We start from the raw sequence: 21,153 nt of genomic DNA on the forward strand, positions 1-21,153 counted from the left end.
CATTGTAGAGGGAGAGGATAATTTATGCCTCATTAGAAGAAGACTCAAGAGTTTGTTTGATATATTCAATCTCGTAAGCTTCTATTATGTCTCCGGCCTTAATATCGTTAAAATTTTCGAGAAGTATCCCACATTCAAAATTTACCTGAACCTCCTTAACATCCTCTTTGAACCTTTTAAGCGAATTTATGTGACCTGTGTAGATTACCACATTATCCCTTAAAAGTCTGGCGTTAGAAGACCTTTTAATAGTCCCGCTCAATATGAAAGAACCCGCAACCGTCCCCACCTTAGGAACGCTAAATACATCTCTTACCTCAGCCTTACCTGTTATCTTCTCTTTTTCGACGGGAGCAAGAAGTCCTTCCATGGCATCTTTAATATCTTTGACGGCGTCATAAATAATATTGTAGTATCGTATCTCTATACCCTCATTTTCGCTTAAAATTAATGCTTTTGGCTCGGGGCGAACATTAAACGCTATTATTATAGAGTTTGTCGCTTTTGCAAGCATAACATCGCTTTCGGTGATTGCCGATGCGCCGCTATGGATAACATTGACTTTAACTTTAAGAGTCGAAAGTTTATTAAAAGATTGAATTAATGCCTCCATCGAACCGGAAACATCCGTTTTTACAATCAGTCTTAATTCTTTGATTCCCCCTGATTTTATCTTTAAATATAGTCCCTCCAGTGTCGTTTTGGCAGTGGAACTTAATTCAACCTCTCTATACTTTAACTGTCTTTCTAAACTAATCCTCTTAGCCTCTTTTTCATCCTTTAATGCGATAAAATTGTCGCCGGGAGAGGGAACCCCCTCAAGACCGAACAGCTCGATAGGTGTTGACGGCCCCGCTTTTTCAATCTTAGCCCCTTTGTAATCCGCCATAGCTCTAACCTTAACATAATATAAACCGCATACGGCGCTATCATTTACATGTAAAGTCCCGCTCTGTATCAAAACGGTAGCAACCGGCCCCCTTCCTTTGTCGAGCTTTGCCTCGATTACCGTTCCTCTTGCCAGTTTATCGGGATTTGCCTTTAATTCTAAAATTTCGGACTGAAGTATTATGAGTTCGAGAAGTTCCTTTAATCCCTGTCCTGTTTTGGCAGAAACATTAGCATAAAGAGTGGTTCCGCCCAGGTCTTCCGAAACAAGGCCAAATTCCATCAGGCTATTTTTTATTTTAGCGGGATTTGCACCGGGCTTGTCTATTTTATTAATTGCAACGATTATCGGAACATTTGCCGCCTTTGCATGATTAATCGCTTCCACGGTTTGGGGCATAACGCCGTCATCGGCGGCGACGACAAGAACAACTATGTCGGTGATGCTTGCCCCTCTTGCCCTCATCTCCGTAAAGGCTTCGTGACCGGGGGTATCTAAAAATGTTACCATAGAGTCATCTACTTTAACGCTATAAGCGCCTATATGCTGGGTTATCCCTCCCGCTTCGTTCGATGTCACATTTGTTTTTCTAATAGCATCGAGCAAAGAGGTTTTGCCGTGGTCGACATGCCCCATAACGGTAACAACGGGAGCTCTATGTATAAGGGATTCAGGGGAATCGGGCGACTCTTCCAGCGCAAAGGCCTCATTGAAGCTGACATTTTCCACAGTATAGCCGTATTCCGTGGCAATAAGCGATGCCGCATCGATATCTATTGCTTGATTTATAGTGGTTATAATACCGACATCCATTAATTTTCTAATAACCTCCGATGCCTTAACGCCCATAGCCTGCGATAAATCGTTAACGGTTATGCCGCTATTTATCTTGATCACCTTTTTGGAAGCTCTTTTTTCGGGTATAACCTGCTGTAATTGCGAAATCTGTTGAACCCCTCTATTCGACTTAAACCTTTTTTTATGCCTTCTATGGGCAAAATATTCGCTCTCTTCGGATGTATCTACGAATTTTTCGTTTTTATTAAACTTTATAGGAGATACTTTCTTAAATTCGTCTTTTTTTCCTATCTTTTTTGGGGATGCCTGGCTTTCAGGACCTTCTTCGCTTATGTGTTTTACCTTATCTATATCTAAAGTCTTTACCACGCTTAATACATCGCCTGCGCCGGCTATGTGCCTTTTGGGTTCTTTTTTTTCGTTACCCTTTTTAAACGCGGCAATATTATCTTTGGCAGGCTTTTGTTTTTTTAAATCCTGCTTCGAAACTGTATTTTGACGGGCAGCGGCCTCAACTGCCGGTTCCTTGACAGCCTCAGGTTTAACGGCTTTTTCTATTTGCAACGCGGCTTTAGATATTTCCTGCGAAACCTTTTTAGCGGAACCTTCGGTTTCAGCGGAAATTGCCGGTGTGGCGGGAGAAACTGCAATTTCAGCTTCCTCTACCTTGCTTGCCCTTCTCCTGATTACGCCTTTTGATACTCTTCTTTCTTCCATTTTCTTTTCTTCCGTCCTTGCGGAATTATTCATATCCACAATATTTTTAATTAATTTCTTTATCTATCTTTTCTTTAAGCTCCATATCCGATTTTATTCTGGCAAGAAACTCACCTGCAGAATTTATAATTTTTTCAGCCTTCTTTGCATCTACCGAAATATCCTTGACCAATTCGGAAACAGAGGCATTTGCTATATCTTCGACAGAACTATAGCCGCTCTGATATAAGAGTTTTGCTATAATATCGCCAATCCCCGGTATATCCATAAGAGCCTTATATGCCGACTGGTCCTTTTTGCCTGCTTTCGATTCGCTGTTAATATCTATCTTGTAATCGGTTATTTTTGTTGCAAGCCTGACATTTTGCCCCTGCTTACCAATTGCGAGAGCAAGCTGATCATCGGGAACTATAACCGTAATTGTTTTTGTATCCTCGTTAACGGCAACCTTGGAAACCTCGGCAGGGCTTAAAGCATTTACGACCAATTTTGCGGGATTATCGGAATAAGGAATAATGTCAATCTTTTCTCCCCTTAATTCGTTGATTATGCTCTGTATTCTAAACCCCTTTACGCCGACGCATGCGCCGACAGGATCTATATCTTTATCAGTCGTATAAACCGCAATTTTAGACCTGAACCCAGGAGCTCTCGCTACTCTGACAATTTTAACGGCGCCGTCGTAAATCTCCGGTACCTCCAATTCAAAAAGCTTGATTAAAAATTCATCGGAGGCGCGGGAAAGAATAAGTTTTGGTCCCCCTTTTTCCATTTTAATATTAGATAATACTGCCCTTATTCTATCGTTCGGCTTATATGTTTCGCTGTATATTTGCTCTTGTTTGGGTAAAATCGCCTCCGTTTTTCCCAAATCGACTATTATCATCGATTTTTCAACCTTTCTAACAAGGCCGCTTACAATTTCGCCCTTTCGTTCATTAAACTCGTCAAAAATATTTTTATGTTCTATCTCTTTTATTTTTTGAAAGATAACCTGCTTTGCAACCTGCGCTTCTATCCTGCCGTAAATATTTTTTTCTACTTTAAGCCCGAGGCTGTCTCCAACAATGGCATCGGGGTCATTTTTAACCGCATCTTTAACAGAAATTTCTGTTCTGGGGTTTTTAACCTCATCTACCACCTGTTTAAACATAAACACCTCTATTTCTCCCGTTTCTTCGGTATAATGCGCCTCCAGATCATATCCTATGCCTAGATTTTTCCTGGCAATAGCAAGTATTGCTTGCTCTAAAGCCTCGATAACTAAAGAGCGGTCGATATTTTTATCTTTAGAGACCTGATCTATTACCGAACTAAGGTCATTTATGATAAGTTGAGACACCTCTGAACTCCTTAAATATTAAATAATTAATTTATATATTTTATACGATTAGTAAATTTCCCTTTTTAATTTGAATAAAGGGAATAATTTGTGTTTTATTTTCGATTTCGTCAAATATTTTTATGGAAGGGTTTGCATAAGGTTCGCTATTTTCCACATCGATTATCTTTCCGATTAAATTTACCCTTCCGTCAATTTTTTTTCGCAGGGATATTTTTACCCTTTTCCCCTTATATTTTTCATAATCGCTAAACTTTATAATAATCCTGTTGATACCCGGAGATGAAACCTCAAGGGTGTATTTAAATTTTATCAAATCTTTGATATCCAGTATCATACTTAATTCTTTTGAGATATCGGACAACTGGGATATATTAACCCCTCCTTCGGCATCGACATAAACCCTCAAAATTACCCCGCTATCCCTTCTTGCCGGGACAAACACAACGCCGACAAGATAACATCCGTAATAAATAACAATATCTTCTATCAGTTTTTCTATATTTTTTATCAAATTATCGTGCATAAAACAAAAAAAGCGGGCAAAACCCACTTTTATATAAAAAATCAGTAAAATATAAAAATAAGACAAATTACAAAATTTGTATATACTTATCTAATAAATTATAAATAAAATTTAATAAAATATCAACAATAATTTTTATGCCTGTATTTTACCGAATATAAAAAAAGCCCGCAAGGCGGGGCATTAAGCACCTTCCCCGCCAAGCTTTTTCCATTCAGCATGTCTGCTATATATCCAATATTTGCCTTGCCGCTGCCGCAGGCAATTATAGCGCCGACAATTCTTCTCACCATATGCCTCAAAAAACCTTCCCCCTCGACAAATATATCGAAACCGTAATTTTTTTGGCATATTCTTATATCGTTGACTACCCTGTAATAATTAATTAAATGCTTTTCTTTTCCCCTTTTGGTAAAATTAATAAAGTTGTTTCTGCCTGTAAAAATTTTTGCGGCTTCCTTCATAAGTTCCAAATTTAATTTTTCTTTAATGAACCATGAATATCCGGATAATAAAGAACTCTTAAACCCTGAATTTATTTTATACAAGTATGTCTTGGAAACGGTGTCGATGGTCGAATGAAAAGAATCATGAACTATCTCTATATTTTTTACGGATATGTCGGGCGGAAGAATGCCGTTTAGGGATGCCTTTAACTTAACTATATCATAATAAAAGGGGAGTTTAAAATTGGCAACCTGGTTCAGAGCATGAACGCCCGCATCGGTTCTTCCCGAAACAAACAATTTCGGCTCAAATTTTGTTACGATACCGATAGCCTCTAAGAGTTCGCTTTCAATAGTTTTAACCTTCCCCGATTTCTTGGGATTATTTTGGCTCTGCCAGCCGTTGTAATTTAAACCGTTATATTCGGCAACAATTAAGTAGTTCACGGTCAACCCATTTTTGATAATATATACCTTAAAGACCTTAAAGACAAACCAAGACTCTTTGCTGCATCCAGTCTGGAATTATCCTCTTTTATCCTGTTTTTTACGATAATTTTTTCGATATTTTTAATGAAATCAGGCAGCGATAACTTTTTTTCATGGTTAAGACGGTCAAATATTTCGATTATTTTCGCAAAGTATTCACCTTCAAAATCGTTATTTATTTTTTTATTATTATCCTTTTTAAAAATATAATCGGGAAGGCAATTTTCGCCTATCTCCATAGGCGAACCGGTTTTATCGCCGCCTTCACAGTAAATGCATGCCCTTTCGGTAATATTTTCAAGTTCCCTTACATTGCCGGGGTAATCGTAATCCATCAGTAATGATACCGCTTCCGGTGATATAGAATTTATCGATTTTGAAAACCTCTTTATAAAATATGACGCTAAAATAGGGATATCCTCTTTGTGCTCCCTTAACGGAGGCATTTTTATGTTTACACGGTTTAACCTGAAATATAAATCATCCCTAAATTTACCGGAAGAAACCAAAACATTCAAGTCTTTATTTGTAGCGGCAATTATCTTTGTAGCCATAAATTCTTCTTTGTTTGACCCTAATTTCCTGTATGACTTCTCCTGTAAAACCCTTAATAACTTTATCTGCAGCGGCAACGACAAATCCCCTATCTCGTCAAGAAAAATAATCCCGTTGCCGGCATATTGTATCAGTCCTGGTTTATTTGTTTCCGCACCGGTAAAAGCGCCCTTAACATAACCGAATAATTCGCTTTCGACAAGATTTTCAGGAATAGCGGCTAAATTTACGGGGACGAACGGGACATCTTTTGGGGTTCCATTATCTTTAGAATAAATCTCATGAATCAGCCTTGCGGCTAATTCTTTTCCTGTGCCAGATTCCCCTGTGATAAGAATAGTATTAAAATTTAAAGAAACGCGGGCTATCTCGTTTAAAAGATTTTTTATAATTTTAGATTCTCCTTTTATCCCGCCCCTTATCGTTTCAGCACTTTTGATGGCGTTCAATTCTTCAAAAGCCTTAAAATAATCCAGCGCCCTTTTAACGATAATTTTAAATTCTTCATTATCGAAAGGCTTGGTTATGTAATCGAAAACCCCTTGTTTAATAGCTTCTACTCCTGTTTTGACATCTGAATAGGCGGTCATCAATATTATCGGCAGCAGCTTAGAGCTTAAATCCTGCCTTGCTTTTTTAAAGAATTCAATAAAATCTAATCCTGATATTCCGGGCATTCTCACATCGGAAACGATAAGATTAAAATCTTCTTCCTCCAAAAATTTTATAGCAAGGTTCACGCTTTCGGCGGCGGCAACATCATAGCCTTCAAAAGTAAGCATCATCTTTAAAGAATCCAGTATCGATTTTTCATCGTCTATGAGTAATATTCTTTTCTTTGAGCCGCTTGCGGCTATAAACCGTTCGTTCATATTTAAAAATTTGAATACGAGTTAAACAGGTATCGTTATTTTTATTAATGTTCCTTTATTAATCTTGCTCAGAACTTTTATTTCGCCGTTAAGATTTTCAAGTATAGAGTAAACAATGGATAGGCCAAGGCCGTATCCGTCTTCTTTAGTGGTAAAAAGCGGCTTAAATATATTTTTTAGCGTAAAGTCGTCCATCCCCTCTCCGTTATCTGACAAACATACCAAAAGTTGTTTTCTTCCATCCCTATTTTCTATTATTTTAGAACCGAATCTTATAATGCCTGCCCCATTTTTAATTTCCTTTTTTTGCACGGACTGTACGGCGTTCTGGAAAATATTGGCAAATATCTGATGAATCCTGTATTTTTCGGAAAAGACGACTATGTCAGGGTTAATCCTATTGTATATACTTATTCTCATTTTATCGCCTGCGTTATTTTTTGATGAATCATAAAACCTGGATATTAAATCATTAACCATTGCAAAAAGATTAAAATTCTCATAATTGCCTTTATTGCATCCAATATTTTTTGATTTTATTTTCGCAAAACCTAAAAAGTCATTTACTAAGTTATTGAGTCTTAGCGATTCCGTCTTTATAATGCTTATTAATTTTTTATAATCACCGCCATTATAATCCAAAGTTTGCGAATTTAAAATATCTACCGATGTATTTATGGCAAAAAGAGGGTTTCTTACCTCGTGGGCGAGCCACCCAGCAAACTTGCCTGCGGTCATTAAACCCTCGTTTATTTTTGATTCCATTTCCACCTGCTTCATAAAGGTAATATCCCTGAATAACAGCATAAATTTTCCCGGAAAATTTTTATAATTAGCAAACTCCGTATGGGCAAACCCTAAAATCTTACCTTGATGCCTTACCTCAAATCTTTTTAGTTCATTGTGTTTATTTGCATACCCTGTATCATATCTTTCATTGTCCCCATTTAAAACGATGAGCGGAAAGTTATCTAAAATATCCCTTATATCGAGATTAAAATTAAATAAAACACCGGCCTTATTTAAAAATGCCTGATTAAAATTATCTAAATTTAAAATCTGGACGGCCGCCTTATTTATGAAAACTATCGCATAATTGTTATCGAGAACAATGACCCCCTGGGAGAAACCATTTATTAATTCCCTGTTAAAATTTTGGGAATTTTTTATAAATTCATCTCTTTCCACTATCTTTTTGCTTAAAATTCTCATCCCCCCGGAAAAGTGATGTAAAAGCGAACCGAATATCAGAACCCCTAATATATTAATGCTCGTCAGAAATAGCAGTTTATCAGGATTGGCCGTAAAGAAAAAGTGGTATCTAAAATTAAAATAGTATTGAAGGTCTGCCAGAAGCCCGATGGCAATCGAAGAAGCGATAGAAAATACTAATGCGCCAAGCCTTAAAAAAATAAATCCGCCGATTAAGATTAATAAATAATATAAAAAAATTAATTTACTGTTTAATCCCCCGTTAAATAATACTATTATGGATATAATAGTAAAATCGATAAAAAGTTGAATAAAACCAAAATATTTTAAAAATTGAAAGTTTTCTCTTTTTTTTAGATATTGCAATATTCCGAAATAAAGGAATGACAAGCAAATTAAGGTAATTACTAAAAAATATACAATATTTTTATAACTGTAAAGATTATTAAAGCGGGTTAAAATATACGCGAGTATTATAACGGAAGAGGCAAGCGGCCTAAAGATTATTATAAATTTAAGTTTTTCATAAATTTTTTCGTAATCGTCTAAAATTGAACCTGCCATATAAAGCTAACCGTATGCGGGTTAATTATTTGTTACCCTTTAATAGCTTTTCCAAGGTTAAATATAGGCAAATACATTGCAACAACGAGCGTTCCTACAACTATTCCGAGAAATATTATTAATGCTGGTTCTAACATCTGGGTTAAATTGTTAACGGCATTATCAACCTCTTCATCGTAATAATCGGCAACTTTGGCAAGCATGGCGTCTAAGTTTCCGGTCTTTTCGCCGACCATAACCATTTGAATTACTAACGGAGGGAACAAATTGGTTTTATTTAAGGCTGCCGAAAGGGGAGAGCCTGCGGAAACATCCTGTTTGGTTTGCATAAGCGATTCTTCGATGATTTTATTTCCGCTTGTTTTGGAAACAATTTCTAATCCTGCCAGTATCGGAACGCCGCTTTCCACCATCGTGGAAAGGGTTCTTGCAAATCTTGCTATCGCGACCTTTTTGAGTAATACGCCGATGAGCGGTATCTTAAGGAAAAGACGATCTATATTTCTCCTTCCGCTTTCCTTTTTATGGTAAAACCTTAAGGCAAATATAAGCGCTCCAACGCCTATTATTATGTATAAAATATATGCCCTCATAAAGTCGCTGAATGCTATCACATCCCTTGTTAGCGCCGGAAGTTTGGCACCGACGCTGGCAAAAAGATTGGCAAATACGGGAATAACGAATGTCATGAGTATAATAATGACGGCTACCGCAACGCTTAATACGACTATAGGATAAATCATAGCCCCTTTTATTTTCCTTTTTAGCCTGAGTATCTTTTCGAAATATACCGATAATCTTTTAAAGACCCTGTCTAAAACGCCGCCCTTTTCACCCGCTTCAACAAGATTTACATATAAGTCGTTAAAAACCCGGGGAAATTTTCTAAGGCTATCCGATAAAGATGCGCCGTTCTCGATACTTTCTTTTATCTTAAGCAGTATCCCTTTTAATTCTTTATTCTTTTGCTGTTCTATCATTATGGTTAAACCCTGAAGAATTGGAACGCCGGAGTCTATCAGCGAGGAAAACTGCCTTGTAAAAACAATCAGGTTATTATCGCTGATTTTGGTTTTAGGACTGATTTCTTTTGTCCCTTGAAGGCTTAGAGTAAAAAACTCATTCTTCTTTCCGATATTTATGGGGTAAATATCCATTTTCCTAAGTTCTTCAGCGACGAATCTCGGGTCTGAGGCGGTAATTTCCCCTTTTAAATACTCCCCCGAACGCCGCTTGCCTTTCCATTGATAGATAGCCATTTTAAATACATTACCTTCCTTATCCCTGCCCTGATACATTGCAGAGATGACCATTGTATTATTATATATTTATAGTTTGCTAAAATCTATACCGGCAAACGGCTTATCTTTATTCATATTAATCCTGCCGCCTGTCGCTCCGGCGTCACCGCTCCTTTCAGTCCCCGCCTTCTCTGAGGCGCTCATGAATGATTCGCCTTTGGATATACCCATATTTGTCCCGTTAATACCTGTTTTTGATGTGAGTCCCGAAGTTATCGCCTGTTTTAACTCTTCTGTGTCAGATGACCTGTTATAGGCATCCTCTTCGCTTATAATCCTTTTATTTGCCAGCGAGGCTAACGCCTGATTCAGTGTCTGCATTCCATATTTTTCTTGCCCTAATTGAAGTTGAGAGTATATCTGATGAATTTTATTTTCCCTTATCAAATTTCTGATAGCCGCATTCGGTATCATTAACTCTGCGGCCAAAACTCTTCCCACACTGTCAATTCTGGGAATAAGCGTTTGCGATAAAACTGCCACAAGCGAAAGCGAAAGCGACGATCTAACCTCGGGCTGCTGATTTGGGGGGAATATATCTATAACCCTGCTTATTGTTTGAACCGCAGAGTTTGTATGCAATGTTCCAAATGTAAGATGTCCCGTTTCGGCAATTGTAAGAGCTGCTTCCATTGTCTCCATATCCCTGATTTCCCCTACAAGAACAACATCGGGGTCTTCTCTTAATATATGTTTTAAAGCCTCGGCGAAACTACTCGAATCCTGGCCTATTTCTCTCTGGTTGACAAGGCATCCTTTGTGGGGAAAAACATATTCTATCGGGTCTTCGATTGTTATTATGTGCTCGTGCCTGCTCAGGTTTATCGCGTCTATCATAGCGGCAAGCGTGGTCGTCTTACCTGAACCGGTGGGACCGGTTACAAGCACGAGTCCTCTCGGCGCTCTAATAATTTCTTTAACCATGGGAGGAAGACCTAATGTATCCATAGTGGGAATTTCATGCGGTATAACCCTGAAAGCGCCTGCGATGGCGCCTCTGTCATAATATAAATTTCCCCTGAATCTCGAAACATCCTTCTGGCTAAATGAAAAATCCAGTTCATGCGTTTCTTCGAACTTTTTCTTCTGTGAATCCGTTATAACGCTATAACAGATACCCTGGGTATCGGACGGGGTTAATATGGGGTAGTTCAACGGGACCAGCGACCCTCTCAGCCTGATTTGAGGAGGCGTTCCCGCAGCTATATGAAGGTCTGAAGCGCCTTGATCCACGGTTGTTTTTAATAAATCCGCAATGGACGGCATATGTTAACCTTTTTAATTAATATTTATTAAAGTATAAGTTAATAATTAAATTATTATATAATGTATAATAACTATTTATATCAATTTATGTCAAGCCATTTATTCATCCCAAAATTGCCGATAAAAATTTCTAATCCAGTATTGATAATACTTTGAAGCAGTTTTAAGAGTTTCTATCTGCAATTTTGGGTTCATCCTTATTCCAAATTCTCTCCTTCCATATATTGAATAATCTCCGAAAGCGATGTAGTTCCCTCCAAAAACTTTTCTTTTGCCGACTGCCGTAATGTCTTCATCCCCAATTTTATAGCAAGTTTATCTATTTCAAATTCGTTTGCATTTTCGTATATTAAATTTTTAATTTCATCCCGAACATTAAGGACTTCATAAATCGCTATTCTCCCTTTATATCCCGTTTTATTGCAAACGGAACACCCTTTTGCCGCATAAAAACGCTTGCCTTGGATTTCGCCGTCCGTAAACCCCAGCCCCTTTAAAACATTTACTTCGGGATAATAGGCCTCTTTACATTCGTTGCATAATTTTCTTATAAGCCTTTGAGCGATTATAAGATTTAAACTGGAGGCAACCAAAAACGGTTCGACTTTCATATTTATAAGCCTCGATATCGTGGAAGACGCGTTATTCGTATGAATAGTGGAAAGAACTAAATGACCTGTCAAGGCGGCTTTAATGGCAATCTCGGCTGTTTCCAAATCCCTGATTTCGCCGACCATAATTACATCCGGATCCTGCCTTAAAAAAGACCTTAGAGCCTGAGCAAAGGTTAGACCTATTTCTTCGTTTACCTGAACCTGATTGATTCCCTGTATATTATATTCGACAGGGTCTTCCGCCGTTGAAATGTTGACATCTGGTTTATTCACATCCGACAGCGCACTGTAAAGGGTCGTCGTCTTACCCGAACCTGTCGGTCCCGTTACCAATATCATACCGTAAGGTTTATGAATGGCAGTTTTAAAATCGGAAAGCTGCGATTCCGAAAAGCCCAGCTTTCTCATATCGAGTTGAAGGTTAGATTTATCGAGTATCCTTATGACAATTTTTTCGCCAAATAGCGTCGGAAGACACGACACCCTCATATCAACCTCTTTACCGTCCATTTTAGCCTTTATACGGCCGTCCTGCGGCAGTCTTCTTTCCGCTATATCCATCTGGGACATGATCTTTAATCTTGAAATAATAGGATTTTTGAGCTGACCTGGAAGCTTCATCTGTTCAATTAACTTACCGTCTATTCGATATCTGAATCTCACGACGGATTCGTACGGTTCTGCGTGAACATCGCTTGCGCCGGTTTTTACGGCATCAAAAAGAACCTTGTTGACAAATTTAATAACGGGCTGATCCGAAGACGACCTCTGAAGTTCCGATATATCAAGCTCTTCGTTGATTTCCTCGATAGCTATCGAATTTAAATAATCTTTATTTTCCGTTAATATAGTAGATGCATTGTAATATTTCGATAACGCCTGTGCAATTTCGCTTTCGGAAGAAACAACGACCTCGACATTAAGACCCGTTAAAAACTTTATATCGTCGAGCGCTCCTACCTTTGTAGGATCAGATACCGCAAGATACAGCGTATTCCCCTGTCTTTTAAAGGGAACAACCTGATACCTGACGGCTAAGTCAGGCGGAATAAGTTTTACGACGCTTTCGGGTATTTCCCCGTCAAGCAGGCTGACCGTTGCCGCGCCAAATTCTTTGGATAAGAAAGAAACCAGTTCGGAATCCTTCAGAAATCCCAGCTTTGTAAGCTGTCTGCCGATACTGCCCCCGACCCGCCTCTGTTCATCTAGAGCTTTGCTTAATTCATCCATAGTTATAACTCCGTTTTTCACAAGAATCTCGCCCAGCTTCAGGTCCTGAACTTTTTCGCCTTTTGCAAGGCCCGAGCGTATCCTTTCCTGTATTAATAAAGCATTGGATACATCATCCCTTTTTGCAATCCCCCGCTTTATTAAAATTTCGCCGATTTTATCGCCGGGATATTTGTTAAGCGGCATAAAGTCGTTATCCATACCCAAACCTTTTTTTAATTTAATTCGTCAATATTATTTTACCATATAAAAATAAATTTTATAACACGCTTTTAAGCGCGCTCAAATCAATCCTATGTCCCGTCCATATATAAAAGCTTTCTATCGCCTGAAGAAGCAGCATGGATAAACCATTGGCAGATTTTACGGCCTTACCGCTTAAAAGCTCAAGAAACGCGGTTAAAGGCGGGTTATAGGAAATGTCCATAGCAAAAGATTTGCCGCTTAAAGCTTTTAAAGGAAGAGATTTAATTAATCCAAAACTGCCTTCCGACGGAGTTATAGTATTAATAATAATATCACACTTTTCAAAACATTTATCATCCAAAATCCCCGTCAGGTTAAAACCTGAATAAAAAACTTCGGAATTTGACTTTAAAACGGCTTTCCATGAATTTGCTTCTTCGAAGAGTCTTTTTGCATTGCCTTCATTGCGGTTTATTATTAAAATCTCTTGCGCTCCCTCTTTTATTAACGAATATAAAACGGCTCTCGAAGCCCCGCCCGCACCCAAAATTACGGCATTTTTATTTTTCAATTCTATTCCGAATTCGTATCCGACACTTTTTGTAAAGCCGGTTGTATCGGTATTATAACCCCTGTAAAAACCGTCGCCCTCAAGATTAACGGTATTGACGGCCCCTATCAGTTCGGCTTCGCCGCTTAAACACTCTATATAATTTAATACCTCTATTTTATAAGGCTGAGTAATATTGGCGCCTTTGAATTTAAGGCTTTTAAACCCGTTAAATGCGGCCCCGAAGGTTTTTGGAGAAATGTCAAAACTACCGTAACAGATGTTCATATTTGAAAGTTTCGACATTTTGCTATGTATTAATGGAGAAAGGGAATATTTTATATTATAACCGAAAATACCTGTAAAAAGGGGGCGAACAAAAAGATTAAAATCTTTTTGTATTTCCATATCAAATACCCATTAACAACTGCTTCAAAAGATAATCAATCTTTGCGGCCTTTTTATCGTCTATAAACATATAGACATACCTTTCGATTTCCTGCACGGCCTTCGCCAAAGATTCCTTATCCAGCTTTATATTATTAAAATTTACGGGTATTTTATCGGCCTTATTGCCTAATTGTTCCTTTAATATTTTTTTTATGGAGCTAATAACATCGGTGTTTTTAACTCCTTCATTTTGAGGAGGCTCAAGCTCGATGTAACCGCTTTGCAACAGGTTATAAAGGGTTTTTAAAACAAAAAAATCATTTTCGACAGATAATGCAATAATCTGAATAATGCTTCTTTTCCCATCGACAAGGGAAAGTATGTTCCAGAGGGCAGGGGTCAGTGAAAGCGGCCTTAAATTACCGCTTCTATTTGGCACAACGACAGGAATATAATTTTTAGACGGAATAACCTTTGTCATCACTGCAAGTTCGTCCCTCCTTTTTTTGCAGGCGGTAAGGACAGGCAAAAAATTCATCGGGGAAGCAAAATTTATAACATCAGGCAAAGGCTTTTCGTCAAAAGCAAATTCTCCGTTGGTTAAAAACAGTATATAATTCAAGGTTTCCGATATGTAGTTAGAGGTAAATTCATGCTCTTTGCCTTCGGGTATTGCATCGGATTTAAAAAAATATATATCGAAACCCGCGGTTGTCTTGTAATATGTTCTGTATTTTTCAAGCATTTGCAAATAATTCTGCTTATCGAGATTAAGCAGTTTCATGACCAATTTTTCCAGGATCAAGTTGTCGGAAATTGAAAGAAAATATAACATGCCGTCTTTTACAAAAAGCTTGGAAGCAAAATTTTCAAAGCGAAGGTTTAAAACCCCAGTTTTTTTGGAAATCTCTAAAAACCTTAAAACATCGAAGAGTTCAAGATTTGTTATATTTCCCTTTACATCCATAATAACCCGTCCTTACCTTAAATGTTCTCTAAAGTTATAATAGTTAATGCCGCCTTTATTTATCTAACGCTAATTCTTTAATTAAATGATAAACAAATCTATTAACTACCGCCACAAAAACAGAGCCGAAAAATAAAACTAAACCGATAAGAAAATAAGATAAATTTATGTTATTAAGGGAGGTAATAAAAAAGAACGCGCCCGCTTCCGCCAAAAAGAAAAAAAACATAAAGAACCACATTATCAGAAGCCATTTTCCTACAAATCCCCCGGGTATTTTGTTCTTTAAAGAGGCCGCTATAAGCATATTCGAGAACATTATTACAGCGCCAAGCAAAACGAATACATAAAAAAGATTTTTAAGGGTTATGAGAGAGCCAAGCGTTAGCATTTTCGCCTCCTAAATTTATTTAACCGTTTACTTACTTTACTTATTTAAAAAATTAATAATAATTTAATAATACAAAATAGATTTATTTTTTTCAATATCTTTTTTATTAAAAGTTATATTGATAATTTTTGGCTTTTATTTTATAATTATTACTATGGTAGAAAAAGATATAAATAGTTTAAATAATTTGACTTTCGAAGAAACCCTTAAAAAATTGGAGGGCAATGTTTCAAGTTTGGAAAGTGGCGATCTCGGCCTCGAAGAGGCGATTAAAGTCTATGAAGAAGGCATCAAATACTCTAATTACTTAATAAAAAAGCTTGAATCGGCGGAAAAGAAAGTTGAAGAACTGACTGCAAAAGATAACAATACGGGCGAACAGTCTTTAGACCGGAGAACCGCGGCTCGTGCTCCGCTCACCTCATCCTTATCGACAAAACCCCTTGAAATCGACTAAATAAGATAATTATATACGATTCATCAAAGAAAAATATGACCGACATAGAAAAATATATCGAGGAAAATAAAAATTTAATTAACGACTTCCTAAAAACTCACTTCGGTAAAAAAGCATATAATAAAAAATTCCCCCACAATAAATTTTCGCTTAACGACGCAATGCTGTACACTTTAACTACGCCCGGAAAAAGAATTAGACCTATAATTCTTTTAATTACCGCGGAAAGCCTTGGTTTTTCGGACAAAAAAAGGCTTATCCCTTTTGCCTCGTCTCTCGAATTAATACACTCCTATTCCTTGATACACGACGATCTTCCCTCGATGGACAACGACAGTTTAAGGAGAGGAAAACCCGCAAACCATATAGTATTCGGGGAAGCTTCGGCAATACTTGCGGGAGATGCCCTTCTTACCGAAGCATTCGTTATCCTTTCGGACAACGAATACGCCGAAGGATTTGATCCGAAAAAAATTATCGAAATAATACGGGAACTTTCTTATGCCTCAGGCGCCGGCGGCCTCGCGGGAGGGCAATTTCTCGATGTCAATTCATTTGGAGCATCTTTAGGTTTTGAAAACATTGAATACATAAATAAAAATAAAACGGCAAGCCTAATCGGGGCAGCTTGCGCAATGGGCGCAATTTTGGCAGGAGGCGATAACTTGATTGTCGATAATTTTAAAAAATTCGGCTCGTGTTTAGGTCTTGCCTTTCAAACTATCGACGATGTCCTCGGTATTACCGGAAATAAGGAAATTCTTGGAAAAACGACAGGTATAGATAAAACAAATAAGAAATTCACCGTCGTCGAAAATATAGGGCTCGAAAAAACCTATGAATTAATTAACGAATACAATGAAAAAGCGCTGTTTTACCTTAATAAAACGGGTGCTCAATCTGATGCTTTAATAGAATTTACATATCATCTCACAAATAGAATAAAATGATTAGATTCTGCGCTTGCCAGGGAATGGCAATTAAATATAGAATAAAATGACAGCTATGCTTTTAGATAAGATAAAAAAACCCGGCGATGTAAAGACTTTATACATCGAAGACCTTAAAATTCTTGCTAAAGAACTCAGGGAAGAAATAATATCCACTTGCTCGAAAAATGGCGGACACCTTGCGTCAAGCCTGGGGGTCGTGGAACTTACTCTTGCCCTTTTAAAATCATTCGATATAGAAAATTCCGATAAAATAATATGGGATGTAGGGCATCAGTCATATTCGTATAAAATCCTTACCGGCAGAAAAGATAATTTTGCAACTATCAGAAAATTGGGCGGCATCTCAGGATTTCCGTCTATAAACGAAAGCAAATACGACTTTTTTGGAACAGGTCACGCTGGAACTTCCATATCCGCCGCCCTTGGCATAAGCGTAGCGCAAGATTTATCAAAAAAAGGCGATACGGGCAGGGTCATAGCGGTAATAGGCGACGCCTCGATATCTAACGGCATTGCTCTTGAAGGTTTAAATCATGCAGGAGCATTAAAAAAAGATATCGTGGTAATTTTAAACGATAATGAAATGTCTATTTCAAAAAATGTCGGGGCAATTTCAAACTATCTTAATAAAATAATGGGTGGAGATTTTTATCAAAGCTTCAGAAATGACATCGAAAAATTATTAAAATCCATTCCGTTATTCGGAAGTCAGGTTGCAAGACTTGCTTCAAAATTAGAAGAGTCTTTTAAAAATTTGATAGTTCCCGGCATTATATTCGAAGAACTTGGCTTCACATATATAGGGCCGATAGACGGGCATAGCATATCCAATCTTTTAGACACATTCGAAAATATAAAAAAAATAAAAAAACCGATCCTCCTGCATATTATAACGCAAAAAGGAAAGGGTTACGAACCGTCGGAAAAAAACCCGTCCCTGTTTCACGGAATCTCTGCTTTTGACAAAAATACGGGACTGACCCTTAAAAAGACGGGCAATATCACTTACGGCGAGACTGCATCAAACTTTTTAATAAACCTTGCAAAAAATGATGATAAAATAATAGCTATTACGGCGGCAATGCCGGATGGCACCGGCCTTTCAAAGTTTTCCAAGATTTTCCCCGAAAGATTTTTCGATGTCGGAATAGCCGAAGAGCATGCGGCGACCTTTGCCGCAGGTTCCGCCGCATCAGGTTTGAAACCTTTTATATTTATATATTCAACCTTCCTTCAGCGCTCTTTAGACCAGATAATACACGATATATGCCTTCAAAATCTCCCCGTGGTATTCTGCATCGACAGGGCGGGCATTGCAGGAGAAGATGGGGCAACACACCAGGGATTATTTGATATTTCTTTTTTAAATTATATCCCAAATCTTATCTTTATGTCTCCAAAAGATGAATATGAACTTATGCAAATGGTTAAAAGCGCCCTTTCGTACAATAAACCTGCCGCGATAAGATACCCTAAAATCGAAATCCCATATTTTGAAGCGCCGGATATAGACAAGGTTGCGATAATAAATGAGGGGGAATTCGAGGTTCTGCAAAATTACGGCGAAAACATCATAATCAGCCTTGGCGCCCCCCATACCGAAATTATAAAAAATATACTACGCAAAATAAACGAAAATATAACGGATGAGAGCCGTAAGATAGGACTAGTTAATGCAAGGTTTATATCCCCGATATCTAATAAACTGATAAATAAAATAAAAAAGGCTAAAAAGATTATGACGGTGGAAGAAAATGTCGAGTATTCGGGATTCGGATCTAAACTTCTAACCATCCTGAGCCAGAATACTTCTATGTTAAATATGGAGTACAAAATATTATCACTTAAGAATAGCTATATCGAACACGGTCCAAGAAAAGAACTTCTTGCCAATGCCGGGTTTTCCCATGAAGGGCTCAGTAATTCCATAAATCTTTTTTTTAATATAAACAGTGAAAAAATTAAGATTAGACATTCTTCTTTCTGATACCTCGCCTGCGCATTCTTTGACCAGAACCAGGGCATCGTCATTAATAATGGAGGGCAAGGTATCGGTAAACGGGAATATCTGCACAAAGCCGGGGACATTGGTCGCTCCCGAAAGCAGTATAAGTATTAAAGAAACAAACCCCTATGTCTCAAGAGGCGGGTTAAAATTAAAAGGTGCGCTAACCGATTTTAACTTAGGAGTAAAAGGTAAAAGGGTTATAGATATAGGTGCTTCGACCGGGGGATTCACGGATTGTCTTTTAAAAGAAGGAGCGGATTTTATATATTGCATCGATGTAGGGTATGGACAGCTTCACTATTCCATTAGAAATAATGACAAAATTAAAAACCTTGAAAATATAAACATAAAATATCTCCCGTTTGAAGAAATAGGCGAAAAACTTGACTTAGCAGTATGCGATGTATCGTTTATATCGCTAAAAAAGGTTTTTCCTCATATCCCAAAATTTTTAAAAGACGGCGGTTTAATACTTTCATTGATAAAACCTCAGTTTGAAGCGGAAAATAAAAATATCCTTAAAAAAGGCATCGTAAAGGATGAAAACATACACAAATCAATTATAGATGCTATAATAGAATTTTCAAAAACATTAAACCTCATGACCATTGGAGTAAAAAAATCATGCATAAAAGGAAAAAAGGGGAATACGGAATTTTTCATTCTTTTATCGAAAGATTCGGAAACAAAAGATTTAAAAAAATAAACCATCTGCCTTTGTTTGTTTTGAGCATGTTTGTAGTTTTATTTTTTACGGCCGGCATTTTTAATTCCTCCTTTGGCGCAACAACGCAACAGACGTCTTTTATGCCTTTAAATTCAAAAAATATTAATAATCTTATTACCGGCTTTATTTATTATGATAGCGGCGATTATGTTCGCGCAATAAAATATTTTAAAAAAGAAACCCAAAAAATAAACAACGGTTACTGGAATTATATTCTTTCGGATGTTTATTTTAAGAATAAAGAATACGAGAAATCTTTATCCCGCGTTAACCTTGCCATAAAATTAAAAAAGATTAAATTAAGAAAAAATTTAACAAAAAACGATATGCGGTATTTAATGCTTAAGGCAAAAATACTGGCTGAAAATAATAGTCTCGAGAAATCTATAGGGGTTCTTAAATTTATCCTTAAAAAAGAGCCGCTTAATTTAAAAGCCCTTTTATTTATTTCAAACCTCTATATCTACAAAAAAGAATTAAAAACGGCAATACTATATCTGAATATAGTAAAATTAAATTATCCGAGCAATATGGATGCTTATTATATACTGTCTAAAATCTATATCGCCGAAAATAAAACGCAAAAAGCCGAAAAAAATCTGCTGCAACTCATAAAAATAGACCCGTATTTTAAAAAGGGATATTTTCAACTTTCTGCTATTTATATACTTTTAGGAAAAGAAGAAAATGCCATTAAGATATTCGACAGGTACTTAAAAATAGACCCGTATTCCAAAACGGCGCTTTATCAATCCGCCGTACTTAATTACGCGATAAAAAAATACGATACCGCCAGAAAACATTTTTTTAACTTTCTCGATATTACAAAGAAAAATAAAAATATGCTAAATTTCAGGAACAACTCCATTTTTTTTATTGGACTTTCTTATATACTTCAAAAAAATTATGCAAAAGGATTAATTTATTTAGACAGGCTTAAATTTGGAAAACATTATCTCGACGCAAAACTTGAGGAAATAGAAATTTATTTGATTTTATACAGAAAGGGCAGGGATGATAAATATAAAGCAAAGGTAAAAGGCATTATAAGCATCCTGCTGAAGAATCCAAAATTAAAGAAAAATTTGAAGGTTTATTACTTTTCGGCAATCGCTTTAGCCGAAATAAAAAACTTTAACAAATCAAAAAATGTCATACAAAACGGGCTTAAATATTTTCCGGACAACACTGCCCTTTTATATGAGCTTGGCTCGGCATACCATTCTTTAAAAGAAGAAACAAAAGCAAACTCGGTAATGCAAAGAATTTTAAAAATAGACCCGCTTGATGCGGAGGCTCTTAACTTTATCGGGTATTACCTCGCGGTAAAAAATAAAGATTTAAGAAAAGCAAAAATTATGCTGGAAAAAGCCTTATCTATAGATAAAAATTCGCCTTACATCTTAGACAGCCTCGGCTTCGTATATTATAGATATAAAGAATACGATAAGGCTATGAAGTTTTTTAAACTTGCGCTTAAAAAACTCGGCAAATCATCTACGGTCTTAAAACACGTGGGAATGGATTATTTTAGGCTAAAAAAATATGAAAAGGCGCTAAAATATTTTAAGGAGTCTTATAAAATAAAGAAATCGAAAGAGGTCGAAGATTATATCAAAAGAATCGAAAATATTTCTAATACTATCTTAAATCACCGTTAGAAACTATTAAAATTGTTTCAACATATTATAAATTCTGGATTC

At 36.9% G+C, this 21,153-nt stretch carries 17 protein-coding genes; 5 read left to right on the forward strand and 12 right to left on the reverse strand.

Annotation, left to right across the window (positions count from 1 at the left end):
- Positions 1-22 precede the first annotated feature (22 nt).
- The 12 genes from EVJ47_08425 to EVJ47_08480 form a co-directional block, all read right to left on the reverse strand.
- A complete protein-coding gene (locus EVJ47_08425) occupies positions 23-2,437 on the reverse strand; it encodes a translation initiation factor IF-2 (GenBank protein RZD13945.1) in 2,415 nt (804 codons plus the stop codon).
- 13 nt (positions 2,438-2,450) lie between these two features.
- Positions 2,451-3,746, reverse strand: coding sequence for a transcription termination factor NusA (gene nusA / locus EVJ47_08430; protein ID RZD13946.1), 1,296 nt, complete (start codon positions 3,744-3,746; stop codon positions 2,451-2,453).
- Between the two features lie 40 nt (positions 3,747-3,786).
- Positions 3,787-4,272, reverse strand: a complete 486-nt coding sequence (locus EVJ47_08435; protein RZD13947.1) for a ribosome maturation factor RimP — start codon at positions 4,270-4,272, stop codon at positions 3,787-3,789.
- A gap of 122 nt (positions 4,273-4,394) precedes the next feature.
- A complete protein-coding gene (gene truA / locus EVJ47_08440) occupies positions 4,395-5,186 on the reverse strand; it encodes a tRNA pseudouridine(38-40) synthase TruA (protein ID RZD13948.1) in 792 nt (263 codons plus the stop codon).
- Positions 5,168-6,634 (reverse strand): sigma-54-dependent Fis family transcriptional regulator, encoded by a 1,467-nt coding sequence (locus EVJ47_08445; protein ID RZD13949.1) that lies wholly within the window; start codon positions 6,632-6,634, stop codon positions 5,168-5,170. Before EVJ47_08445 ends, truA begins: the two co-directional genes overlap by 19 nt.
- A gap of 21 nt (positions 6,635-6,655) precedes the next feature.
- The gene (locus tag EVJ47_08450; GenBank protein RZD13950.1) at positions 6,656-8,410 is read right to left on the reverse strand and encodes a hypothetical protein; all 1,755 of its coding nucleotides are present in this window, start codon (positions 8,408-8,410) and stop codon (positions 6,656-6,658) included.
- Positions 8,411-8,442: 32 nt separating this feature from the next.
- Positions 8,443-9,723, reverse strand: coding sequence for a type II secretion system F family protein (locus EVJ47_08455; GenBank protein RZD13951.1), 1,281 nt, complete (start codon positions 9,721-9,723; stop codon positions 8,443-8,445).
- Positions 9,724-9,738: 15 nt separating this feature from the next.
- A complete protein-coding gene (locus EVJ47_08460) occupies positions 9,739-10,977 on the reverse strand; it encodes a type IV pilus twitching motility protein PilT (GenBank protein ID RZD13952.1) in 1,239 nt (412 codons plus the stop codon).
- Positions 10,978-11,174: 197 nt separating this feature from the next.
- Complete coding sequence (gene pilB, locus EVJ47_08465) at positions 11,175-13,007, reverse strand: type IV-A pilus assembly ATPase PilB (GenBank protein RZD13986.1); 1,833 nt, start codon at positions 13,005-13,007, stop codon at positions 11,175-11,177.
- Between the two features lie 73 nt (positions 13,008-13,080).
- Positions 13,081-13,965, reverse strand: a complete 885-nt coding sequence (locus tag EVJ47_08470) for a shikimate dehydrogenase (protein ID RZD13953.1) — start codon at positions 13,963-13,965, stop codon at positions 13,081-13,083.
- A gap of 1 nt (position 13,966) precedes the next feature.
- Complete coding sequence (locus EVJ47_08475; protein ID RZD13954.1) at positions 13,967-14,914, reverse strand: DUF4388 domain-containing protein; 948 nt, start codon at positions 14,912-14,914, stop codon at positions 13,967-13,969.
- Between the two features lie 55 nt (positions 14,915-14,969).
- On the reverse strand, positions 14,970-15,305 hold the full coding sequence (locus tag EVJ47_08480) for a hypothetical protein (protein ID RZD13955.1): 336 nt from the start codon (positions 15,303-15,305) through the stop codon (positions 14,970-14,972).
- A 154-nt stretch (positions 15,306-15,459) separates the two neighbouring features.
- Between EVJ47_08480 and xseB the strand changes: the two genes are divergently transcribed.
- The 5 genes from xseB to EVJ47_08505 are packed head-to-tail and all read left to right on the forward strand — an operon-like array spanning position 15,460 to position 21,111.
- On the forward strand, positions 15,460-15,762 hold the full coding sequence (gene xseB / locus EVJ47_08485; protein ID RZD13956.1) for an exodeoxyribonuclease VII small subunit: 303 nt from the start codon (positions 15,460-15,462) through the stop codon (positions 15,760-15,762).
- Positions 15,763-15,797: 35 nt separating this feature from the next.
- Positions 15,798-16,712: a polyprenyl synthetase family protein gene (locus EVJ47_08490; protein ID RZD13957.1), complete on the forward strand. Its 915-nt coding sequence runs from the start codon at positions 15,798-15,800 to the stop codon at positions 16,710-16,712.
- Positions 16,713-16,758: 46 nt separating this feature from the next.
- A complete protein-coding gene (gene dxs, locus EVJ47_08495; protein RZD13958.1) occupies positions 16,759-18,702 on the forward strand; it encodes a 1-deoxy-D-xylulose-5-phosphate synthase in 1,944 nt (647 codons plus the stop codon).
- Positions 18,668-19,429: a TlyA family RNA methyltransferase gene (locus EVJ47_08500; GenBank protein RZD13959.1), complete on the forward strand. Its 762-nt coding sequence runs from the start codon at positions 18,668-18,670 to the stop codon at positions 19,427-19,429. Before dxs ends, EVJ47_08500 begins: the two co-directional genes overlap by 35 nt.
- Positions 19,348-21,111: a tetratricopeptide repeat protein gene (locus EVJ47_08505; GenBank protein ID RZD13960.1), complete on the forward strand. Its 1,764-nt coding sequence runs from the start codon at positions 19,348-19,350 to the stop codon at positions 21,109-21,111. The genes EVJ47_08500 and EVJ47_08505 overlap by 82 nt, the downstream gene beginning before the upstream one ends.
- Positions 21,112-21,153 lie beyond the last annotated feature (42 nt).

The organism is Candidatus Acidulodesulfobacterium ferriphilum (assembly GCA_004195035.1).
GTDB lineage: Bacteria > SZUA-79 > SZUA-79 > Acidulodesulfobacterales > Acidulodesulfobacteraceae > Acidulodesulfobacterium > Acidulodesulfobacterium ferriphilum.

Excerpts from the sequence above, each read along its gene's own strand:
- EVJ47_08475 (RZD13954.1), bottom strand. The coding sequence starts at position 14,914 with ATGGATGTAAAGGGAAATATAACAAATCTTGAACTCTTCGATGTTTTA.
- dxs (RZD13958.1), top strand. The coding sequence starts at position 16,759 with ATGACAGCTATGCTTTTAGATAAGATAAAAAAACCCGGCGATGTAAAG.
- EVJ47_08505 (RZD13960.1), top strand. The coding sequence starts at position 19,348 with ATGCATAAAAGGAAAAAAGGGGAATACGGAATTTTTCATTCTTTTATC.
- EVJ47_08455 (RZD13951.1), bottom strand. The coding sequence starts at position 9,723 with ATGGTCATCTCTGCAATGTATCAGGGCAGGGATAAGGAAGGTAATGTA.
- EVJ47_08460 (RZD13952.1), bottom strand. The coding sequence starts at position 10,977 with ATGCCGTCCATTGCGGATTTATTAAAAACAACCGTGGATCAAGGCGCT.
- EVJ47_08425 (RZD13945.1), bottom strand. The coding sequence starts at position 2,437 with ATGAATAATTCCGCAAGGACGGAAGAAAAGAAAATGGAAGAAAGAAGA.
- xseB (RZD13956.1), top strand. The coding sequence starts at position 15,460 with ATGGTAGAAAAAGATATAAATAGTTTAAATAATTTGACTTTCGAAGAA.
- EVJ47_08435 (RZD13947.1), bottom strand. The coding sequence starts at position 4,272 with ATGCACGATAATTTGATAAAAAATATAGAAAAACTGATAGAAGATATT.
- EVJ47_08470 (RZD13953.1), bottom strand. The coding sequence starts at position 13,965 with ATGGAAATACAAAAAGATTTTAATCTTTTTGTTCGCCCCCTTTTTACA.
- EVJ47_08490 (RZD13957.1), top strand. The coding sequence starts at position 15,798 with ATGACCGACATAGAAAAATATATCGAGGAAAATAAAAATTTAATTAAC.
- EVJ47_08450 (RZD13950.1), bottom strand. The coding sequence starts at position 8,410 with ATGGCAGGTTCAATTTTAGACGATTACGAAAAAATTTATGAAAAACTT.
- EVJ47_08445 (RZD13949.1), bottom strand. The coding sequence starts at position 6,634 with ATGAACGAACGGTTTATAGCCGCAAGCGGCTCAAAGAAAAGAATATTA.
- pilB (RZD13986.1), bottom strand. The coding sequence starts at position 13,007 with ATGCCGCTTAACAAATATCCCGGCGATAAAATCGGCGAAATTTTAATA.
- EVJ47_08480 (RZD13955.1), bottom strand. The coding sequence starts at position 15,305 with ATGCTAACGCTTGGCTCTCTCATAACCCTTAAAAATCTTTTTTATGTA.